The organism is Streptomyces sp. QH1-20 (genome assembly GCF_041283565.1).
Lineage (GTDB): Bacteria > Actinomycetota > Actinomycetes > Streptomycetales > Streptomycetaceae > Streptomyces > Streptomyces syringius.
In genome coordinates, this window is the sequence record NZ_CP166299.1 from 1,010,320 (window position 1) to 1,030,065 (window position 19,746).

Annotated in this window: 17 protein-coding genes; 11 read left to right on the forward strand and 6 right to left on the reverse strand. The window is 71.2% G+C overall.

The annotated features are described in order from the left end of the window. Positions 1-26: 26 nt before the first annotated feature. The 3 genes from aceE (at position 27) to AB8O64_RS04515 (ending at position 4,416) form a co-directional block, all read left to right on the forward strand. On the forward strand, positions 27-2,690 hold the full coding sequence (gene aceE / locus AB8O64_RS04505; RefSeq protein WP_370417973.1) for a pyruvate dehydrogenase (acetyl-transferring), homodimeric type: 2,664 nt from the start codon (positions 27-29) through the stop codon (positions 2,688-2,690). A gap of 95 nt (positions 2,691-2,785) precedes the next feature. Further along, positions 2,786-3,790, forward strand: coding sequence for a response regulator transcription factor (locus tag AB8O64_RS04510; protein WP_370417974.1), 1,005 nt, complete (start codon positions 2,786-2,788; stop codon positions 3,788-3,790). A 77-nt stretch (positions 3,791-3,867) separates the two neighbouring features. Further along, positions 3,868-4,416 (forward strand): hypothetical protein, encoded by a 549-nt coding sequence (locus tag AB8O64_RS04515; protein WP_370417975.1) that lies wholly within the window; start codon positions 3,868-3,870, stop codon positions 4,414-4,416. Between the two features lie 22 nt (positions 4,417-4,438). Here the strand turns inward: AB8O64_RS04515 and AB8O64_RS04520 are convergent, their stop codons facing one another. Next, complete coding sequence (locus tag AB8O64_RS04520; RefSeq protein ID WP_370417976.1) at positions 4,439-5,101, reverse strand: MerR family transcriptional regulator; 663 nt, start codon at positions 5,099-5,101, stop codon at positions 4,439-4,441. 134 nt (positions 5,102-5,235) lie between these two features. Between AB8O64_RS04520 and AB8O64_RS04525 the strand changes: the two genes are divergently transcribed. Then, positions 5,236-6,558: a YhgE/Pip domain-containing protein gene (locus AB8O64_RS04525; RefSeq protein WP_370417977.1), complete on the forward strand. Its 1,323-nt coding sequence runs from the start codon at positions 5,236-5,238 to the stop codon at positions 6,556-6,558. 113 nt (positions 6,559-6,671) lie between these two features. Here the strand turns inward: AB8O64_RS04525 and AB8O64_RS04530 are convergent, their stop codons facing one another. From AB8O64_RS04530 to AB8O64_RS04550, 5 genes are all read right to left on the reverse strand, one after another. Further along, positions 6,672-7,214 carry an RICIN domain-containing protein gene (locus AB8O64_RS04530; RefSeq protein WP_370417978.1) on the reverse strand — a complete coding sequence of 181 codons (543 nt, stop codon included), beginning with the start codon at positions 7,212-7,214 and terminating at the stop codon, positions 6,672-6,674. A gap of 221 nt (positions 7,215-7,435) precedes the next feature. Beyond that, positions 7,436-7,822: a VOC family protein gene (locus AB8O64_RS04535; protein WP_370417979.1), complete on the reverse strand. Its 387-nt coding sequence runs from the start codon at positions 7,820-7,822 to the stop codon at positions 7,436-7,438. Between the two features lie 182 nt (positions 7,823-8,004). Beyond that, positions 8,005-8,604, reverse strand: coding sequence for a 2'-5' RNA ligase family protein (locus AB8O64_RS04540; RefSeq protein WP_370417980.1), 600 nt, complete (start codon positions 8,602-8,604; stop codon positions 8,005-8,007). 119 nt (positions 8,605-8,723) lie between these two features. After that, positions 8,724-9,935, reverse strand: coding sequence for a cytochrome P450 (locus AB8O64_RS04545; protein WP_370417981.1), 1,212 nt, complete (start codon positions 9,933-9,935; stop codon positions 8,724-8,726). Positions 9,936-10,011: 76 nt separating this feature from the next. Next, on the reverse strand, positions 10,012-10,467 hold the full coding sequence (locus AB8O64_RS04550; protein ID WP_365208206.1) for an Lrp/AsnC family transcriptional regulator: 456 nt from the start codon (positions 10,465-10,467) through the stop codon (positions 10,012-10,014). Between the two features lie 206 nt (positions 10,468-10,673). On the opposite strand from AB8O64_RS04550, the gene AB8O64_RS04555 reads away from it, so the two are divergent. The 7 genes from AB8O64_RS04555 to AB8O64_RS04585 all read left to right on the forward strand — a co-directional run bounded on the left by AB8O64_RS04555 (position 10,674) and on the right by AB8O64_RS04585 (position 19,742). Continuing rightward, the gene (locus AB8O64_RS04555; protein ID WP_370417982.1) at positions 10,674-11,681 is read left to right on the forward strand and encodes an asparaginase; all 1,008 of its coding nucleotides are present in this window, start codon (positions 10,674-10,676) and stop codon (positions 11,679-11,681) included. Between the two features lie 65 nt (positions 11,682-11,746). After that, positions 11,747-13,219, forward strand: coding sequence for an aspartate ammonia-lyase (gene aspA / locus AB8O64_RS04560; protein WP_370417983.1), 1,473 nt, complete (start codon positions 11,747-11,749; stop codon positions 13,217-13,219). A gap of 68 nt (positions 13,220-13,287) precedes the next feature. Continuing rightward, on the forward strand, positions 13,288-14,721 hold the full coding sequence (locus AB8O64_RS04565) for an NAD-dependent malic enzyme (RefSeq protein WP_370417984.1): 1,434 nt from the start codon (positions 13,288-13,290) through the stop codon (positions 14,719-14,721). 83 nt (positions 14,722-14,804) lie between these two features. Beyond that, positions 14,805-15,170, forward strand: coding sequence for a DUF488 domain-containing protein (locus tag AB8O64_RS04570; protein WP_370417985.1), 366 nt, complete (start codon positions 14,805-14,807; stop codon positions 15,168-15,170). A gap of 184 nt (positions 15,171-15,354) precedes the next feature. Continuing rightward, entirely contained in the window at positions 15,355-15,804 is a 450-nt protein-coding gene (locus AB8O64_RS04575; RefSeq protein ID WP_370417986.1) for a pyridoxamine 5'-phosphate oxidase family protein, read from the forward strand. 54 nt (positions 15,805-15,858) lie between these two features. After that, positions 15,859-18,999, forward strand: coding sequence for an amino acid adenylation domain-containing protein (locus AB8O64_RS04580; RefSeq protein ID WP_370417987.1), 3,141 nt, complete (start codon positions 15,859-15,861; stop codon positions 18,997-18,999). After that, positions 18,996-19,742, forward strand: coding sequence for a class I SAM-dependent methyltransferase (locus tag AB8O64_RS04585; RefSeq protein ID WP_370417988.1), 747 nt, complete (start codon positions 18,996-18,998; stop codon positions 19,740-19,742). The genes AB8O64_RS04580 and AB8O64_RS04585 overlap by 4 nt, the downstream gene beginning before the upstream one ends. Positions 19,743-19,746 lie beyond the last annotated feature (4 nt).

Sequence of the window (19,746 nt, forward strand, 5' to 3'; positions counted from 1 at the left end):
CCGGGATCGCGAAAGAGGGTCCACCCGTGTCCCAGCTCGACCAACTGCCCGACAAGGACCCGTCAGAGGTCGCCGAGTGGCGCGAGTCCCTGGACTCCGCCGTCCGGTTCGGCGGAGCCGACCGGACGGCACATCTCCTGCGCCGTATGGCCGAACACGCCGAGCGGACCGGGCTGGACCTGCCTCCGCTGCTGGAGACCCCCTACCTCAACACCATCCCGACCTCCGCCGAGCCCGCCTACCCGGGCGACGAGGAACTGGAGGCCCGGATCACCGCCTGGACCCGGTGGAACGCGGCCGCCATGGTCACCCGCGGCAACCAGCGCGCGGGCCTGGGCGGCCACATGGCGACGTTCGCCTCGGCGGCCTGGCTCTACGAGACGGGCTTCCAGCACTTCTTCCGCGGCAAGGAAGGCGACGGCTCGGGCGACCAGCTCTACATCCAGGGCCACGCCTCGCCCGGCATCTACGCACGCGCCTTCCTGGAAGGCCGCCTGACGGAAGGCCAGCTCGACCGCTTCCGGCAGGAGGCCGCGGGCGGCGGGCTGCCTTCCTACCCGCACCCGCGCCGACTGCCCTGGTTGTGGGAGTTCCCGACCGTCTCCATGGGCCTGGGCCCGCTCTCCGCCATCTACCAGGCGCGGTTCAACCGCTACCTGGAGCACCGCGGCATCAAGGACACCTCACGGTCGCGCGTCTGGGCCTTCCTCGGCGACGGCGAGATGGACGAGCCGGAGTCGACCGCGGCCCTCGCCCTCGCGGGCCGGGAGCGGCTGGACAATCTGACCTTCGTCATCAACTGCAACCTCCAGCGCCTGGACGGCCCGGTCCGCCCCAACTTCAAGATCGTGCAGGAGCTGGAGGCGCAGTTCCGCGCCGCCGGGTGGAATGTCGTCAAGTCGCTGTGGGGCACAGCCTGGGACGCGCTCTTCGCCCAGGACACCGAGGGGGCGCTGGTGCGCCGGCTGCGTGAGGTGCCGGACGCGCAGTTCCAGACGTACGCCACCGTGGACCCGGCTTATCTCCGCGAGCACTTCTTCGGCGCCGAGGGCCCCGGCTCCCCGCTGCACACCCTCGGCGCGGGCCTCGACGACGCGCGGTTGCTGGAGCTCTTCCGGACCTCCCGCGCCGGCCACGAGCCGCGCAAGGTCCACGCCGCCTACCGGGCCGCCGTCGAGCACGAGGGCGCGCCGACCGTCGTCCTCGTACAGACCGTCAAGGGCTACACCCTCGGGCCGGGCTTCGAGTCGCGCAACGCCAACCACCAGATGAAGAAGCTCAACGGGAAGGAGTTCCGGGCGATGCGGGACCTGCTCGGCCTCCCGATCCCCGACAGCGCGCTGGACGGTGAGCTGGTGCCGTACGCCCACCCCGGGGAGAACTCCCCGGAGGTGCGGTATCTGCGCGAGCGCCGCGCGGCGCTCGGGGGCCCGGCCCCGGTCCGCAAGGTCGTCGCCAAGCCGCTGCCGGAGCCGTCCGCCCGGCCCTTCGAGGCGCTGCACAAGGGCTCGGGCCGCCAGGAGATCGCCACGACCATGGCGTTCGTCCGGCTGGTCAAGGAGCTGATGCGGGAGCCGGAGACCGGCCGGCGCTGGGTTCCGATCGTCCCCGACGAGGCCCGCACCTTCGGCATGGAGTCGCTCTTCCCCTCGGCCGGCCTGTACTCCCCGGCCGGCCAGACCTACGACCCGGTCGACCGCGACCAGCTCCTCTACTACAAGGAGGCCAAGGACGGTCAGATCCTCAACGAGGGCATCACGGAGGCGGGTGCGCTGGCCGACTTCACCGCGGCCGCCACCTCGTACGCCACCCACGGCGAACCGATGATCCCGTTCTACATCTTCTACTCCATGTTCGGCTGGCAGCGGACGGCCGATCAGTTCTGGGCCCTGGCCGACCAGTTGGGCCGCGGGTTCGTCATCGGCGCCACCGCGGGGCGCACCACCATGACGGGTGAGGGCCTCCAGCACGCCGACGGCCACTCGCATCTGATCGCCTCCACCAATCCGGCGGCTGTCTCCTACGACCCGGCGTTCGCGTACGAGATCGCGGTCATCGTCCGGGAGGGACTGCGGCGGATGTACGGTCCAGACGCCGAGGACGTCTTCTACTACCTCACGGTCTACAACGAGACCAAGGTCCAGCCGCCCATGCCGGAGGGCGTGGAGGAGGGCGTCCTCAAGGGGCTCTACCGCTTCAAGGAGGCCGCCGACGCCCCGGCCGAGGCCCCGCGCCTGCAACTGCTGTCCTCCGGCACGGCCGTCCACTGGGCCCTGGACGCCCAGCGACTGCTGGCCGACGACTGGGGTGTGGCCGCCGACGTGTGGTCCGCGCCCTCCTGGACCGAGCTGCGCCGCGACGCCCTGTCCTGTGACGCGGCACGGCTCAAGGGCGAGGACCGGATCCCGTATGTGACCCAGGCACTGCACGGCGCACCGGGCCCGGTCCTCGCCGTCAGCGACTGGATGCGGGCGGTCCCCGACCAGATCGCCCCCTGGGTGGAGCAGGACTGGACATCGCTCGGCACGGACGGCTTCGGCCTCTCCGACACACGGGAGGCGGCGCGCCGCCACTTCGGCGTCGACGCCGAGTCGGTGACGGTGGCGGCACTTGCCGCGCTGGCACGGCGTGGCGAGGTCAAGCCGGAGACGGTACGGGAGGCCGCACGGCGGTACGGCCTGGAGGGCTGACCCCTTGAGCCTGTTCGCGCTGCCCCGGTGGCGGCCCGTTCGCCCCCGTTCGACCCCGGTTTGACCGCCCCTCACCGGATGATCATCCTGAACGGATGACAGTGAAGCAGAGCACGACGGATGTGCTGAGCGCTGCCCTGCACGTACGGGAGGCCGCGCGCCGCGCCGTGGGCGGCACCGGCGGCGCGGACTCCGTGCTCACCGCACTGTCCGCAGTGATCGACCACGACCACGCGTCGCTGTCCCGGTGGGATCCGCTGCGCCGCCGTCACCTCACGCTGGCCGGCAGCTACCCGGCCGACGCCACCCGGTACATCGAAAGCCGTCTGCACGACGACCCCGGCTTCTCGCTGATCCGGTACTCGGCGGACACCACACGCTGGTGGCGCGACGTGCCCGGCCCGGTACGACGGAGCTCGACGGGACTCCAGGCCGTCCTCGACCCGCTGGGTGTCGAGGACGGCGTGGCCCAGTGCCTGTTCGCCGCGGACGGCAGATACGTGGGCATGCTCAATGTCAGCACCACCGGGAAGCGGTGCGACCAGCCGGCCGTCCGGGCGGTGATGACCTTGCTGGGCGAGTGCCTCGCGGCCGTCACCGACCCGCTGCTCGGGCCCCGCTCCTCCGGAGGTCCCGGCGGGCCCGGCGACGCCGTGGGCAACTCCTGCGCCGTGCTCGTGCCGCGGGACGCGGACACCGCCCCGGTCGTGCTGAGCGGCGAGCCACTGCCCGGTCTCGCCGACGCCGGCTCCCCGCTGGCGGCCCTGGTGCGGCGGACGGCCGCCCGGCGCGAGGCGCCGGCCACCGTGCTGGTGCCGTACCGGCAGTGGACCCTCGAACTGCATCTGACCCGCCAGGACGCCGGGACGGTCGCGGTGTGCCGTACCGTCGCCCGCCCCTCGGCGCTCTCCCCGCGCGAACTGGAAGTACTGGCGGAACTCACCCAGGGGCGGACCAACCGCGAGATCGCAGGCCGTCTCTTCCTCAGCCCGCGCACGGTCGCCACCCACATCGAGCACATCCTCGCCAAGCTCGACGTGCCCAACCGCGCGGCCGCGGCGGGACGAGCCGTCGCCTGGGGCCTCGAACCGGCCTCCTGATCCCTGTCGCGGTGCCGCGTTTCCACCCGCTTCCCCGGGCGCAGTATCGAGAGGTCGGTACAGCGGAGGGAGAGAGCATGACCGTGATCGTCGGGCTCGTGCACAACGGGCGGGTGCATCTGGGCGGGGACTCGGCCGGTGTCGCGGGCTTGAGGCTCACCGTCCGCCGGGATCCGAAGCTCTTCCGCAACGGTCCCTACGCCATGGGCTTCACCACCAGCTTCCGCATGGGACAGCTCCTGCACCACGCGTTCAAGGCACCCAAGCCCAAGGGTGACTTGGACCGGTTCATGACCACCGTCTTCGTCGACAAGCTGCGCAAGTGCCTCAAGGACGGCGGCTGGGCACGCAAGGACTGCGAACAGGAGCAGGCCGGGACGTTCCTCGTCGGTGTGCACAGCCGCCTGTTCGCCGTCTACGGGGACTATCAGATAGCCGAGCCCGCCGACGGATACGCGGCCGTGGGGTGCGGGGACGAATTCGCTCTCGGCGCGCTCCACGCCACCGCGGACCTGTATCTCAAACCCCGTGAGCGACTGGCCCTGGCCCTCGCGGCGGCCGGTCACCACAGCGCCGGAGTTTCCGCGCCGTTCAGCTACGTCACCACGCCCAAGCGTCTGTCCTGATCAGGGGCGCTGCCCCTGACGATCACCCGGCGTCGGGGTGGTCGACTTCGGCCCGGCGGCGGACCTGGTCCTCCTGGGCCAGCCGTCGCAGCAGTTCGAGCATGGGGCCGGAGAGAGCGAGGACGATGACCGCCTGTTCGGCCAGGGCCGGCGAGTCGTCGAAGGCGGCCGCGCGTTCAAGATCCAGGCGGGCGATGGAATGGGCCAGTTCCGCGTAGGCGACGAGCCTTTCCGGCCGGTAGTCCGCGTCGAGCCGCCTGAGCTCTCTGAGCGCGGTCGTCAGCCCCCGGACGTGGGGGGAGGTGCCGGGGACCTGCCAGTCCATGGCCGCGATCAGACCCATGACATCCGCCGCGGCAGCCGACTCGGCCGCCGCGTCCCGGTCGGCGTCTCCGGCCGAGGCCGCCGTGACCGGTACGGGCAGGGCGTAGCTGATCGCCTGGAGGGTCTTGTCGGTGTTCTCGGCCTGGTCGACGGTTGCCAGTACGTCGCGGGTGGCGGCGATGGACAGGCCCCCCAGGGTGGTGAGCGCCTTGATCAGCCGCAGGCGCTGGACGTGCTCCTCCCCGTACTCGGCCAGCGTCGCAGCCGTCGCCCGGCCGGCGGGCAGCAGGCCTTCCCGCCGGAAGTACTTGATGCTGGCGACCGGCACGCCGGTCCTGCGGCTGAGCTCCGAGATCTTCATGCGGCGTCCTCGCTGGTGGTGCGGCCGGGCATCCGGCCGGTGAACGACTGGACACCCAAGGAAGATACTGCCACTATCCAGTAGCTGGATACCTGAAGTATCTAGCTACTCTATGTAATCGTCACGGAGAAGTCATGTCTTCCCCTCAGCCCTCCTCCGCGCTCCGCAGCCCGCGGCTGTGGATCGGCTCGGGCCTCATCCTCGCGGTGGTCTCCACCTTGTTCGCCCTGCTCTATGTGGGGGGCAACGTGGACCCCAAGGGCAATCTGCGCGACCTGCCGGTCGCCCTGGTCAACAGCGACCGCGGCGCCGACGCGGGCGGCAAGCGCACCAACCTCGGCGACCAGATCGTCTCCGGCATCGAGAAGAAGGCCGCGGACAACCACAGCATCGAATGGCAGGTCCTCAGCCGGGCGGAAGCCGACAAGCGGCTGGGCCAGGGCAAGGTCTTCGGCGCGCTCGTCGTGCCGAAGGACTTCACCGCCACGGTGACGGGGCTGACCAACCCGAAGCAGAAGCAGGCCGCCCGGCCGACCCTGACGGTGCTGACCAACCAGTCGGCCGGCAGCATCGGTTCCTCGATGGCCAGCCAGGCGGCCCAGAAGGCCGCCCACGCCGCCTCCGCCCAGATCGGCAAGGACCTCCTGGACCGGGCGAAGAGCCAGGGGGCCAAGCTCGCTCCGGCCGCCCAGCTGATGCTCGCCGACCCCGCGACCGTCGAGGTCGCCGACGGCCACCCGGTGGGCTCGCACAGCGCCATGGGCCTGAGCGCCTTCTACTACGCGCTGGTCCTGGTCGTCTGCGGCATGCTCGGCGCCAACGCGATCAGCTCGCAGGTCGACACCGCCCTCGGTTACGTGCACACCGACTTCGGGCCCTTCCGCCAGCGCATGCCCGTCCAGCACACGAGCCGGGTGCGCACCCTGGCCATCGGCACCGTCCTCATGCTCGGCCTCTCGGTCGTCATGGGTTCGCTCGTCCAGGCCGCCACCGTCGGCATCCTCGACATGGACGCCTCGCACCTCGGTCTGCTGTGGCTCTACTCCGTGGGCACCATCGCGGTCGTCGGTGTGAGCGCGCTGGCACTGCTGTCCGTCTTCGGCACCCCCGGCATGCTGCTCTCGGCCATCATCTTCGTCGCCATGGCGGTCCCCTCGTCCGGCGCGACCGTCCCGCTGCAGGCACTGCCCGACTTCTTCCGCGCGCTCGCGGCGTTCGAGCCGCTGCGGCAGATCACCGGGGGCCTGCGCTCCATCCTCTACTACGACGCCCAGGCCGACGCCGGGCTCACCCGCGCCTGGATCTCCATGGGCATCGCCCTGGTCGTCTCCGTCCTCTTCGGCTTCGGCGTCACGCGCTTCTACGACCGCAAGGGCATGCACCGCATCCCCCGCCCCGTGGAATCCGCCGAGGGTGACGAGGCGGCCGAGGCCGCACCGGTACCCGTGAAGGCCTGAAAGGCGTAGGGGCCACGCGACACCCCTCACGCACCGCGAAGACGTGCCCGGCGAAGTGGATTCGCCGGGCACGTCGTCGTGGTGGGCTTGTGGTGAGGGCCGGGTACGGGAACTCAGATGTTCCAGTAGTGGTCCGCCCAGGTGCCGCAGGGCCATTGGATGGCCTTCTCACCCTGAACGCGGCTGGCACCGGGGATGGCCAGGCACTGGCCGCTGTTCCAGTTCACCAGGCGCGTACCGCGGTTGGTGTACTCGACGCCCCAGTAGTGGTCCTTCCAGGTGCCGCAGGGCCACTGGATGACCTGGGTGCCCGGGTTGGTGCTGGCGCCCGGTACGGCGAGGCACTGCCCGCTGTTGAGGTTTCGCAGGCGGTAGTAGCTACGGCCTCCACTGTTGAAGGCGTACTCGAACTGCCAGTAGTGGTCGCGCCAGTTGCCACAGCCCCACTGGATGAGCCCGATGCCGTTCTCGGTGCTGCCACCGGGAACGGCCAGGCAGTGGGCGCTGTTCACGTTGCGTACCCAGCCGTAGGCGGTGGCGCCGCTCGGGCCCGGCTTGCTGTCCGGGGCCGCCGCGGACGCGTCGGCGATCCCCGACGTGACGAGCGTTGCTGCGGCGGCCGCCAGGATTCCCGGCAGGCGATAGTGCGACTTCATGTGTCCCCTCCGTCGTTCGACGCGAGTGCATGGGTCACGAGCCGTACATGCCGTGCGCTCCGGTGCCCGTCGAACGGGCTCCGGCCACGCCGCAGGCTACCGACCCCGTGTGGGGAAGGGGAGTCGCCGAACGGCACCCCGGCAACTTGGCGGGAAGCCAACGCTGCCCCTGCCCCCGGGCAGCACCTTCCCGTCGCCGCACCACATGGTGTCCGGGGCCCTCACCCGCCGTGCATGATCTGGACCAGATTGCCGCAGGTGTCGTCCAGGACCGCGGTGGTGATCGTGTCCATCTCCAGCGGCTCCTGGGTGAAGCGCACCCCGAGCTCGCGCAGCCGGTCGTACTCCGCAGGCACGTCGTCCACGGAGAAGGAGATGGCCGGGATGCCGTCCTGGACCAGCGCCGTCATGTACGGCCGCGCCGCGGGATGGCCGGAGGGCTCCAGCAGCAATTCGGGCCCGTCGGGATCTTCCGGCGAGACCACGGTCAGCCACCGGTCCTCGCCCACCGGGACGTCATGCTTCTTCACGAAGCCCAGCACGTCGGTGTAGAAGCGCAGGGCCCTGCTCTGGTCCTCGACGAAGACACTGGCCAGGTGGATCTTCATGGGTGCTCTCCGACGCATCGGCCTGAGCCATCGGATCACGACAAACTCAAGGGGCTCCGAGTCTGGTCACCGGCCGTCCGCACATCTCGGACAGAGACACTCCGCGATGGCCGGCACCACAGGTGTGGCGCCCTGTTTATCAGGTGGGGCACTGTGACGTCGTCCGATCGACGGGACACGCCCTACCACTCCGGCAAGCGGTGGACCTCGCCCGTGCCCAGCGTGATCACGACTCGGGGTCGCATGGGCTCCTCACCCCGCCGGGAGAGCAGGACCACCTCCTCGACCACGGCCGACAGTGAGCCGAGCCGGGCGCCGCACTCTGCGGCCAGGCGCCGTGGTTCCCGTGTGCGGCCGAGGGACAGATGCGGGGTGAAGCGGATGCCGCGCCCGCGGCAGAGCGGGAACCGCGACCCCAGCGCCCGGTGGAGCCGGGCCCACGGCGCCGGGCCCGCCGCAGCCGGATCGAGCCACAGGGTGTTGTCATTCCGGTGCCGGAAGTACCGCACGCCCGCCAGCCGCGCCGTGAACGCCGCGCTCTCCGCCGCCCCGGCGGACAGCAGCGGCACCGCCCGCTCGAAGTCCTCCTCCGGTACGAAGCCGAACAGCAGATTCACATGCGGCGGCCACCGGCGTACCTGCGGATCGTGCTCCCAGCGGATGTCCTGGATCACCGGCCAGAGCTCCCGCGGCGGCAGCCACGCCACCGCCGTCCGGGCCGTCGGCGCTGCCTCGAGCGCGTCCACCGGCTCAGCCCCGCCGAAATCCCGGTTCCCGTCCACACGTCCATGGTCCGGGACCGCTTCCGCATTCCACCGGTCAGCGGGCGACGTGCCGCGCCCGACACCGGCTGGACGGGTGAATCGTCATGTCTTCGCAAGTCGTCGCCTGGTGAGGTACGTCAGCAGGCGACGAGAAGCTCCCGCAGCCCCCGGATCACGAAACCCGGTTTCCACTCCGGTTCCGCGGTGAGCCGGAGCCCAGGCGATCGCCGCAGCAGTTCACCGAAGGAGGTGATGAGTTCCAGGCGGGCGAGCGGGGCGCCCAGGCAGTAGTGGATGCCGGCGCCCAGGCTGAGGTGGGGGTTGTCCGCGCGGGTGACGTCCAGGCGGTCCGGGTCGGGGAACCGGGCGGGGTCGCGGTTGGCCGAGCCGAAGAGGAGGGCCACCTCGCTGCCGCGCGGGATGACCGTGCCGGCGACCTCGATGTCGTCCAGCACCCATCGTTCGAAGAGCTGCAGCGGGGTGTCGTAGCGCATGAGTTCCTCGACCGCTCCTGGCAGGAGGCCGGGGTCCGCGCGTAAGGCGGCGAGCTGGTCCGGGTGACGGAAGAGAGCCCACCAGCCGTTGCCCGTGGCGTTGACGGTGGCCTCGTGGCCCGCGTTGAGCAACAGGACGCAGGTCGAGACCATTTCCTGTTCGGTGAGCCAATCTCCTTCGTCGTGCGCGTGGACAAGCGCGGTGATCAGGTCGTCGCCGGGGCGGGCGCGACGAGCGGCGATCAGCTCGCGGAGGTAGGCGGAGAAGTCGAGGGAGGCGCGGACGGCATCGCGCGCCTTCTCCTCGTCCGGGTTGAGCTCGTACATTCCGCAGATCGCCGCCGACCAGGGCCGCAGCAGTCCCCGATCGGCCTCGGGGATGCCCAGCATCTCCGCGATGACGGCCACCGGCAGCGGCTCGGCGAGCGCGTCGATGAGATCCCCGCCGCCCTCGGCGAGCAGCCCGTCCACCAGCTCGCCCGCCAGCCGCGCCACGACCGGAGCCAGATTCTCGACTGTGCGCGGGGTGAACGCCTTCGACACCAGGCGCCGGATGCGCGTGTGGTCGGGCGGTTCGAGGTCCAGCAGACCGTTGCCGTTGAGGACGTGGAACGGCTCGTGGGCCGCCGGGGGCGCGGTGCGCCCGAACTCCTCGTGGGAGAAGCGGTGGAGATACGTCCGGCCCAGCCGCCGGTCGCGCAACAGCGCCCGGACGTCCTCGTGGTGCGGTACCAGCCACTGGCGGCTCGGCTCGAACCAGTGGACTCGTCCGGCGGTCCGCAGCCGCTCGTACACCGGGTAGGGGTCGGCGATGAGTTGGGGGGACCACGGGTCGAAACCGGTGTTCGCATCCATGTGCGGATGCTAGCGGTGTCCGCTTCTCCGCACCCCTGCCCGGTCGCCGCCGTGCCCGTCGGGGGCTCATGGTCCCTCAGCGGTCGACCGGCAAACCCTGCGGTGTCTTGATCCGTTTCATGATGATCTGCGAGTTGACCTCGGTGATACCGGTCAGCGTGGTGAGACGCTCGATCCACAGCTGCTCGTAGGCGGTGATGTCGGCGACCGCGATGCGCAGCAGACAGCCCGGGCTGCCGAAGAGGCGGTATGCCTCGATGACGTCGGGGATGTCCTGGAGCGCCGCCTCGAACGCCTCGACCGCGCCCCGGTCGCGTTTGACCTCGACCGAGACGAGGACCTCGAAGCCCCTTTCGACGGCTTCGGGGTCGATGACCGCCCGGTAGCCCTGGATGACGCCGTCCTGTTCGAGCTGGCGGACGCGGCGCATGCACGGTGAGGACGTGAGGCCGACCCGTTGGGCCAGTTCCTGGATGGTCAGCCGACCGTCGCTCTGGAGCTCACGCAAGATATTCCTGTCAATCTGATCCATGGCGCAATTATCCACCACCCTCGTGGGCCTACAGCGCCCGAATCAGCGACCCGATTGCGCGCGAATCGTCCTATGGTTGCTCCCGCCCCGCCCCCGCACGAACTGGCGTACGAGGGCGCTCCTCGGCCCACAGCACACACCGGTCAGGAGGCACCCACGGTGCGGCACATCGCGGGAGTGATCATCTGGCAGAGGAGCGAGCAGACGTGAAACAGATCGTCGTCATCAGCACGGGCGGGACGATCGCCAGCCGCTGGCAGGGATCCGGGTTCGCCGCCGAAGCGCGGGGCGGTGACGTCCTGGCTACGGCCGTCGTACCCGAGGGCCTGTCCGTGCGGGTCGTGGACCTGATGAGCGTGAACAGCGCCCGGCTCACCACCGCACAGCAGCTGACGCTCCTGCGCACCGTGCGCGAGGTGCTGGCCGATCCCGCCGTGGACGGCATCGTCGTCACGCACGGCACGGACACGCTGGAGGAGTCCGCCTTCCTGCTCGACCTCCATCACGACGACCCCCGGCCGGTGGTGCTCACCGGCGCCCAGCGCCCGTTCGGAGCGGCGGACGGCGACGGGCCGCGCAATCTCCACGACGCGCTGCTGACGGCGGCGTCGGTGCGTGACCTCGGTGTCGTGGTGGTCTTCGACGGGCAGGTGCACGCCGCGCGCGGGACGGTGAAGGTGCGGACCCTGGACACCGACGCGTTCGCCGACCCCTCCGGCAGCCGGGTCGCGGACGTGGGGACCGACGGGGCGCGCGTCCTCCGGCGGCCCGATCGCCCGGCGCCGCTGCCCCCGCCCCCGGCCGCCACGCCGCTGCCCCGTGTCGACATCGTCATGCACCACTGCGACGCCGACCCGCTGTTCCTCGAGGCCGCCGTGCAGGCGGGCGCCCAGGGCATCGTCCTGGTGGCGACGGGAGCGGGCAACGCCACCCCCGAGATCAGCACCGCGGTGCACGAGGCGGTCTCCCGCGGCGTGCTCGTCGCCGTGACCACACGCGTACCCATCGGGCCGGTCGCGGAGATCTACACCCACGGCGGCGCCGTGGACCTCGCGGCCTCCGGAGCGGTACTGACCGGCACCCTGCGCGCCGGCCAGGCACGGATCGCCGTGCTCGCCGCGATCCTCTCCTCCACCGACCCGGCTGAACGCACCGACGCACTGCGCCACATGGTCGGCGGCGCCGTGCCGGCAGCGTCAGGCACCCGGGCCTGACACCCCGTTCTTTGCCCTTCCTTCCCTCCCCCGCTCCAGCCCTCACGCACCTGATCGGAACCCCCATGTCGGTAGCTGTTCCCGGCCTCTCCTCCGTCCCCGCCTCGCCTCACGACCAGCCGCGGTTCCGCACCGAGCACGACCTGCTGGGCGACAAGGACGTCCCCGCGACCGCGTACTACGGCGTCCACACGCTGCGGGCCGTGGAGAACTTCCCCGTCACCGGCACCCCGATCGCCGCGTACCCCGACCTCGTCTTCGCCCTGGCCTCCGTCAAGCAGGCCGCGGCCCAGGCCAACCGCGACCTGGGGCTGCTGGACGACCGCAAGGCGGACGCCATCGTGCGGGCCTGCGAAGAGATCCGGTCCGGGCGGCTTCACGACCAGTTCGTCGTCGACGTCATCCAGGGCGGTGCCGGCACCTCCACCAACATGAACGCCAACGAGGTCGTCGCCAATCGGGCACTGGAACTCCTCGGCCACGGCAAGGGGGAATACCGGCACCTCCACCCGCTGGAGGACGTCAACGCCGGGCAGAGCACCAACGACGTCTACCCCACCGCCGTCGGTATCGCCCTGCAGCTCGCCGCCGGTGACCTGCTGGAGGCCATGGAGGTACTGCGCCGGGCGTTCGCCGCCAAGGCCGAGGAATTCGCCGACGTCCTGAAGATGGGCCGCACCCAGCTCCAGGACGCGGTACCGATGACGCTCGGCCAGGAGTTCGCCACGTACGCAGTCATGCTGGCCGAGGACCGGGCGCGCCTGGACGAGGCCCGCGCGCTGCTGCGCGAGATCAACCTCGGCGGTACCGCCATCGGCACCGGCCTCAACGCTCACCCTGGGTACGCCGAGACGGCGTGCGCCCACCTGAGCAGGAACACCGGCCTGCCGCTCACCGTCGCCGGCGACCTCGTCGAGGCCACCCAGGACATGGGCGCGTTCGTCCAGCTCTCCGGTGTGCTCAAGCGGATCGCCGTGAAGCTCTCCAAGACCTGTAACGATCTGCGCCTGCTCTCGTGCGGCCCCCGGGCGGGCCTCGCCGAGATCAACCTGCCGCCCGTGCAGGCGGGTTCGAGCATCATGCCCGGCAAGGTGAACCCGGTGATCCCCGAGGTCGTCAACCAGATCGCCTTCGAGGTCATCGGCAACGACGTGACCGTCACCTTCGCGGCCGAGGCCGGACAGCTCCAGCTCAACGCCTTCGAACCGGTCATCGCGCACAGCCTGATGAAGAGCCTCACCCATCTGCGGGCCGGCTGTCTGACCCTCGCCGAGCGGTGCGTCAGCGGCATCACCGCCAACCGTGAGCACCTGGCCCACCTCGTCGGCCGCTCCATCGGGCTGGCCACCGCGCTCAATCCGCACATCGGCTACGAACAGGCCACCGCCGTCGCCCAGGAGGCACTGACCACCGGCGCCTCGGTGCACGACCTCGTCCTGGCCAAGGGCCTGCTCACGCCGGAGCAACTCGAGCGGATCCTCCACCCGGACAACCTCGCCCGCCCGCACGCCCGGGTGAACGCGGCCACCACCCTCTGAATCCCCCCACCCCACTCCCCTGCGCGCGGGACCGCCGCGCGCGGCCATCGAAAGGATGGATGCCTGCCATGGCAACGGCGCCTAGCGTCTCGTACTCGATGACGGTTCGACTGGAGGTACCCGCGAGCGGGACCGCGGTCAGCCAGCTCACCACGGCCGTGGAGTCCTCCGGCGGGTCGGTGACCGGCCTCGACGTCACCGCCTCGGGGCACGAGAAGCTGCGGATCGACGTCACCGTCGCCGCGACCTCCACCGCCCACGCCGACGAGATCGTGGGCAAGCTCCGCGGCATCGAGGGCGTCTCGCTGGGCAAGGTCTCCGACCGTACCTTCCTGATGCACCTCGGCGGCAAGATCGAGATGGCGTCCAAGCACCCCATTCGCAACCGCGACGACCTCTCCATGATCTACACCCCCGGCGTGGCCCGCGTGTGCATGGCCATCGCAGAGAACCCCGAGGACGCCCGCCGGCTGACCATCAAGCGCAACTCCGTCGCCGTGGTCACCGACGGCTCCGCCGTACTCGGCCTGGGCAACATCGGCCCCAAGGCCGCCCTGCCCGTCATGGAGGGCAAGGCCGCCCTCTTCAAGCGCTTCGCCGGCATCGACGCCTGGCCGATCTGCCTCGACACCCAGGACTCCGACGAGATCGTCGCCATCGTGAAGGCCATCGCCCCCGGCTTCGCGGGCATCAACCTCGAGGACATCTCCGCCCCCCGCTGCTTCGAGATCGAAGCCCGCCTGCGCGAGGCCCTCGACATCCCCGTCTTCCACGACGACCAGCACGGCACCGCCATCGTCGTCCTCGCCTCGCTCACCAACGCCCTGCGCGTCGTCGGCAAGAGCATCGGCGACGTACGGGTCGTCATGTCCGGTGCGGGAGCGGCCGGAACGGCCATCCTGAAGCTGCTGATCGCGGCCGGCGTCAAGCACGCCGTCGTCGCCGACATCCACGGCGTCGTCCACGCCGCCCGCGAGGACCTCGTCGCCGCGAGCCCCGACTCCGCGCTGCGCTGGATCGCCGACAACACCAACCCCGAGGGCGTCACCGGCACCCTGAAGGAAGCCGTACGCGGCGCGGACGTCTTCATCGGCGTCTCCGCCCCGAACGTGCTGGGCGGCGAGGACGTGGCCGCCATGGCCGAGGGCGCCATCGTCTTCGCGCTCGCCAACCCCGACCCCGAGGTCGAGCCCGGCATCGCCCGCCAGACCGCCGCCGTGGTCGCCACCGGCCGCTCCGACTTCCCCAACCAGATCAACAACGTCCTGGTCTTCCCCGGCGTCTTCCGCGGCCTGCTCGACGCCCAGTCCCGCACGGTCAACACCGACATGATGCTCGCCGCCGCCACCGCCCTCGCCGACGTCGTCACCGAGGACGAACTCAACGCGAACTACATCATCCCCAGCGTCTTCCATGCGGGAGTCGCGGAGGCGGTGGCCTCGGCGGTGAAGCAGGCCGCGTCCGCGCTGCGCCAGGCCCCCGCACAGGACCTGTCCGCCTGAGCGGCACATCCGGCCGACGGGCCAACGCGCCACCCGGCGGGTTGCGGCCGCGTTCCCGGCGCGGCGGACCGATGATGGGAGGCATGGGGCAGTCACGGCGCGTACAGGTGCGCAGGGTCTACGACCCGGTCGAGGCGACGGACGGCAGCCGCGTGCTGGTCGACCGGATCTGGCCGCGTGGCCTGCGCAAGGACGCGGCCGCCCTCGACGAGTGGTGCAAGGACGTCGCGCCGTCCACCGACTTGCGGAAGTGGTACGGGCACGATCCCGCGCGGTTCGAGGAGTTCGGCCGCCGCTACCGCCTGGAACTGCGGGAGGAGACCCGCGCCCAGGCCCTGCGGCATCTGCGCGAGGTGGCCCGGCACGGGCCCCTCACACTGCTGACCGCCACCAAGGACCGCGAGATCAGCGCGGCGGCCGTACTGCGGGCCGAGCTGACGCGGGGGTGACGGCCGCATCCCGTCGCCCCCGGGAGGGGAGCCGGGGAGCGACCGGGTGCGGCGCTGTTCTCCCGCCCCGGGACACGACGCGTACGCCGGGGCGGGGCGCGCGGACGAAGAAGACTAGGGAATGTCCGGTTCGCGACCGATGAGCATGTCTCTCGCAATGGTCAATCACCAGGAGAGGGACGCCATGTCACTGGCCATGAGTGTCGAGAAGCGTGAGGCCTTCCTGGCCGAGGCGCGCGTCGGAGTGCTGGGAATCGAGGCGCTCAAGGGCGGCGCCCCGCTGCTGGTGCCCGTCTGGTACGCGTACGAACCGGGTGGTGAGGTCGTGGTGCAGACCGGACGCACCTCACTGAAGGCGCGCAGGATCCAGCAGGCGGGACGGTTCAGCCTCTGCGTCCAGCACGAGATCGCGCCCTATCGCTATGTGAGCGTCGAGGGGCCGGTGACCGCCGTGGCGGACCGACTGGACCCCGACGAGTGGTCCGCGCTGGCCCACCGCTACCTCGACGCGCAGACGGCCCCTGCCTACCTGGACTCCAACCGCGGTCAGCTGGACGACGACATCACCATCCGCATGCGTCCCGAGCGCTGGCGCACCGCGGACTTCGCCGCCTTCGCCGCGCAGTTCTCCTGACCGGGCCGCCCAGTGGCGCCGACCGGGAAGACGAGAGACGGAAGGGCAAGGAACATGGTCCGGGCTGACGAGACGGGCGGGGCCAGGTGGCGGGACAGCTGCCTGCACGAGCTGTTCGAGGAACAGGCCGCGCGACGGCCGGACGCCCTTGCGGCACGGCAGGGCGACCACAGCCTCACCTACCGTGAACTGAGTGTCAGGTCCACCGCGTTGGCGGACCGGCTGCGCACCGCCGGAGTGCGCGGAGGAGACGCGGTGGGCGTGGCCGGGATCCGTTCGCCGGAGGCACTGGTGGCGTTTCTGGGCGTCCTCAAGGCAGGTGCCGCTTACGTACCGCTGGACGACACCCACCCCCCGGCCCGGCTCCAGGCCATGGCCGAGGACGCCGGCGCAGGCGTGGCGGTCGTGCTGCCGGGCAGCACCTGCCGGTTACGCCGTCTCCGGGCCCGGCTCGACCTGGACGTCGGCCCGTCCACCACACCCTCCACCGCGGGAACGCCCGAGATATCCGTACCTCCGGGCGAACGGCCCACGGCCGGGGACGCGGCCTATGTGATGTTCACTTCCGGAACCACGGGCCGTCCCAAGCCCGTCGCGATACCGCACCGGGGAGTGGCCCGGCTCGCACTGGCCGAGCCGGCGCTGGGCCGGCCCGGCCCGGACGACCGGGTCCTGCACGCCTACGGTCTGTCCTCGGACGCGTCCACCATCGAGATCTGGTCGGCGCTGCTGGGCGGTGCGGAACTGGTGCTGGTCGACCGCGAGGTGCTGCTGAGCCCCACGGCCCTGGAGCAGGTCCTGCTGGAGCATCAGGTGACGGTCGCCTACCTCACCACCAGTGTGTTCCACCTCATCGCCCGTACCCGGCCCGAGACGCTGCGGACGCTGCGCTACGCCTCCGCCGGTGGTGAGGCCCTCGACTCCGACCTGGTCCGCAAGGTGCGGGCGGTCTGCCCGGAAACAGTGCTGGCCAATCTGTACGGGCCGACGGAGAACAGCGTGGTCTCCACCGCGCACGTCATCGGAGACCTGCCCGCAGACGCCGTCACCGTGCCCATCGGGCGCGCCGTCGCGTACGCCTCCGCCCACGTGGTACGGCAGGACGGCACCCTGGCGGCGCCCGGCGAGGAGGGTGAGCTGTGGGTGGGCGGCGACGGTCTGGCCCTGGGATATGTGGACGACCCCGACCGCACCGCCGAGCGCTTCGTCGAGGCCTCCTTCCCCACTACGGACTTCCCCACTACTGACTTTCCCGCTACGGACACTCCCCCGCCCGGCCGGTTCTACCGCACCGGCGACCGGGCGGTACGGAACGCGGACGGGCTCCTGGAGTGCCTCGGGCGGACGGACCGTCAGATCAAGCTGCGCGGCCACCGGGTGGAGCTGGAGGAGGTCGAGGCCCGGCTCCGGGCCCACCCCGCCATCGCCGAGGCCGCGGTCGAGATGGTCCGGGACCCCGAGGGCGGCGGGCATCTGATCGCCCATGTCACCGGTGCGGTCGCCGGAGCCCCGGTGCCGGTGGACTCGGTACGGCGGGACCTGGCGGCGTGGCTTCCCGCCCCGGCCGTGCCCGCGCGGCTGCTGGAGTACGACCGGCTGCCGGTCGCCGCCACCGGCAAGGTGGACCGCCGCGGGCTCGTCCGGCCGCACGAGTCCCCCGCCCCCGCCGCGGCGGGCGGTCCGCTGGAGGCCGTGGCCGGGATATGGGAACTGGCACTGTGCGTACGGCCTGCGGCGGACGACAGCTTCTTCGGCCTGGGCGGCGACTCCCTGCTGGCCGCACAGGTGGTCACCCGCACCCTCGCTGTGTTCGGCATTGCCGCCGAACACAGCAGCACACTGGTCCGCGGCCTGCTCGACCGCCCGACGCTGCGCGACTTCGCCCAGGCGGTACAGGAGATCCGCGACACCGGCGGCACCGGCCGGGCCACCGCCCCGGGCGGCACTGTCGACTTCGCCCGTGAGGCCCGCCTCGGCTTCACCCTTCCGCCGGCACAGGGCCCCGCGCCCCGGTGGCAGCGACCCGCGCACATCCTGCTCACCGGAGCCAGCGGCTTCGTGGGCGCCTTCCTCCTCCACCGGATGCTGCACCGCACACAAGCCCGCATCCACTGCCCGGTGCGGGCCCGCGACGCCGCACACGCCCACCGCCGGGTGCGGGGCGCGCTGGAGCGCTACGGCCTGCCCACCGAGGGACTGGAAGAGCGGGTCACCTGCTTCCCCGGCGACCTGACCGAGCCGTCCCTGGGCCTGGACCCCGCGCACGCCGAGGAACTGTCCCGCACCCTCGACCTGATCGTGCACAACGGCGCCCAGGTCAACTTCCTCTACCCCTACGAGGCGCTGCGGTCCGCGAACGTCCAGGGCACCCGCGAGATCATCGCGCTGGCCGCGCCCCGCAGGGTCCCGGTGCATTTCCTCTCCACCATCGCCGTCGTGGCCGGTTTCGGCACGGCGGGGGTACGGCACGTCGCCGAGGATCTGCCCCTGGCCCACGCCGACCGGATCACGATGGGCTACGGCGAGAGCAAGTGGGTGGCCGAAGGTGTCCTGCAGGACGCCGCCGCCCAGGGCCTGCCGATGACCATCCACCGCCCGTACGAGGTCACCGGCGAGCGGCACAGCGGCGTCTGCAACACCGAGACGGCGATCTGCTCCCTGTTCAAGACGATCGCCGAGACCGGCGTCGCCCCCGACATCGACCTTCCCCTGGACTTCGTGCCGGTGGACCATCTCGCGGACGCCGTGGTGCACATCGCCACCCGTCAACAGGCGACGGGACGCGTCCTGCACCTCACCAACCCGCGTCCGGCCCGGCTGGCGGACATGCTCGACCGGATGCGGGCGGCCGGCTTCCCCGTCCGCACCCTGCCCTACGACCAGTGGGTGGGCGAGCTCGTCCGGCACGTCTCCCGGCACCCCACCGCCGCCACCGCCCCCTTCGTCTCCCTGTGCGTGGACCGCGCCAACGGGTCCGGCATCAGCGTCAAGGAGATGTACCTGGAGGGCACCTTCCCCGTCATCGGCCGGGAGAACGCCGAGGCCGCCCTGGCCGGCAGCGGGCTGGAGTGCCCCCCGGTCGACGCAGAGCTGTTCGACCTCTACCTGCACCATTTCCTGTCCACCGGATACCTGGACCGCCCGGCGACGCCGCGTCACCCCGCGGTGCGAGCCGACCACGGAGGAACACCATGACCGCGACTGACGACCCGTTCGGCGACGCCTACCGCTGCGCCCACGAAAGCGGCGCCCAGCCCGGCGTCGCCCACCTCATCTACGAGATGGAGGACGGCTACATCTACGCCGAGGACGCCGTGAACTACTTCCACGGCCCCGACACATGGCTGCCGGTGGACCGGCTGGCCTGCGAGCGCGCCACGGGCCGCATCCTGGACATCGGTTGCGGACCGGGACGCCACGGCTCCGTGCTGGTCCAGGACGGCAAGGACGTCGTGGGCATCGACACCTCACGCGGCGGCGTGGAGGTGGCACGGCTGCGTGGCGTCGAGGCACACGTGGCCTCCGTGACCGAACTCCCCGACGACCTGGGCACGTTCGACACCTTCCTGATGCTCGGTGCCAATCTGGGACTGCTCGGCGACCCGGAGCGCAGCCGCGGCATCCTGGAGGGCCTGGCCCGGCACGCCCGCCCCGGCGCCCGGCTGCTGGGCACCAATATGGCCTTCGCCGAGGAAGCCGGGGCCGACCCCCAGGCGCCGCAAGGGGTACACACCGCCCGTGCCCACCGCGGCGAGGAGTTCGTCCGCATGCGGGTACGCCACCGCACCGCCGCCACCGAGTGGTTCGATTTCCTGTTCTGCCCGCCCGACCGGCTGGAGGAAGTCACGCACAAGACCCCGTGGACCGTGCACTCCATCCACCGGGACGACTCCACGGCCTGGCCCACCTACCTGGCCGACCTGCGACTGGAGGGCTGAGCCC

Bases quoted from the DNA above. Each gene is read 5' to 3' on its own strand.
- aspA (WP_370417983.1), top strand. From the start codon at position 11,747: ATGTCGGTAGCTGTTCCCGGCCTCTCCTCCGTCCCCGCCTCGCCTCAC.
- AB8O64_RS04515 (WP_370417975.1), top strand. From the start codon at position 3,868: ATGACCGTGATCGTCGGGCTCGTGCACAACGGGCGGGTGCATCTGGGC.
- AB8O64_RS04530 (WP_370417978.1), bottom strand. From the start codon at position 7,214: ATGAAGTCGCACTATCGCCTGCCGGGAATCCTGGCGGCCGCCGCAGCA.
- AB8O64_RS04575 (WP_370417986.1), top strand. From the start codon at position 15,355: ATGTCACTGGCCATGAGTGTCGAGAAGCGTGAGGCCTTCCTGGCCGAG.
- AB8O64_RS04510 (WP_370417974.1), top strand. From the start codon at position 2,786: ATGACAGTGAAGCAGAGCACGACGGATGTGCTGAGCGCTGCCCTGCAC.
- AB8O64_RS04565 (WP_370417984.1), top strand. From the start codon at position 13,288: ATGGCAACGGCGCCTAGCGTCTCGTACTCGATGACGGTTCGACTGGAG.
- AB8O64_RS04550 (WP_365208206.1), bottom strand. From the start codon at position 10,467: ATGGATCAGATTGACAGGAATATCTTGCGTGAGCTCCAGAGCGACGGT.
- AB8O64_RS04570 (WP_370417985.1), top strand. From the start codon at position 14,805: ATGGGGCAGTCACGGCGCGTACAGGTGCGCAGGGTCTACGACCCGGTC.
- AB8O64_RS04520 (WP_370417976.1), bottom strand. From the start codon at position 5,101: ATGAAGATCTCGGAGCTCAGCCGCAGGACCGGCGTGCCGGTCGCCAGC.
- AB8O64_RS04535 (WP_370417979.1), bottom strand. From the start codon at position 7,822: ATGAAGATCCACCTGGCCAGTGTCTTCGTCGAGGACCAGAGCAGGGCC.
- AB8O64_RS04580 (WP_370417987.1), top strand. From the start codon at position 15,859: ATGGTCCGGGCTGACGAGACGGGCGGGGCCAGGTGGCGGGACAGCTGC.
- AB8O64_RS04545 (WP_370417981.1), bottom strand. From the start codon at position 9,935: ATGGATGCGAACACCGGTTTCGACCCGTGGTCCCCCCAACTCATCGCC.
- AB8O64_RS04525 (WP_370417977.1), top strand. From the start codon at position 5,236: ATGTCTTCCCCTCAGCCCTCCTCCGCGCTCCGCAGCCCGCGGCTGTGG.
- AB8O64_RS04585 (WP_370417988.1), top strand. From the start codon at position 18,996: ATGACCGCGACTGACGACCCGTTCGGCGACGCCTACCGCTGCGCCCAC.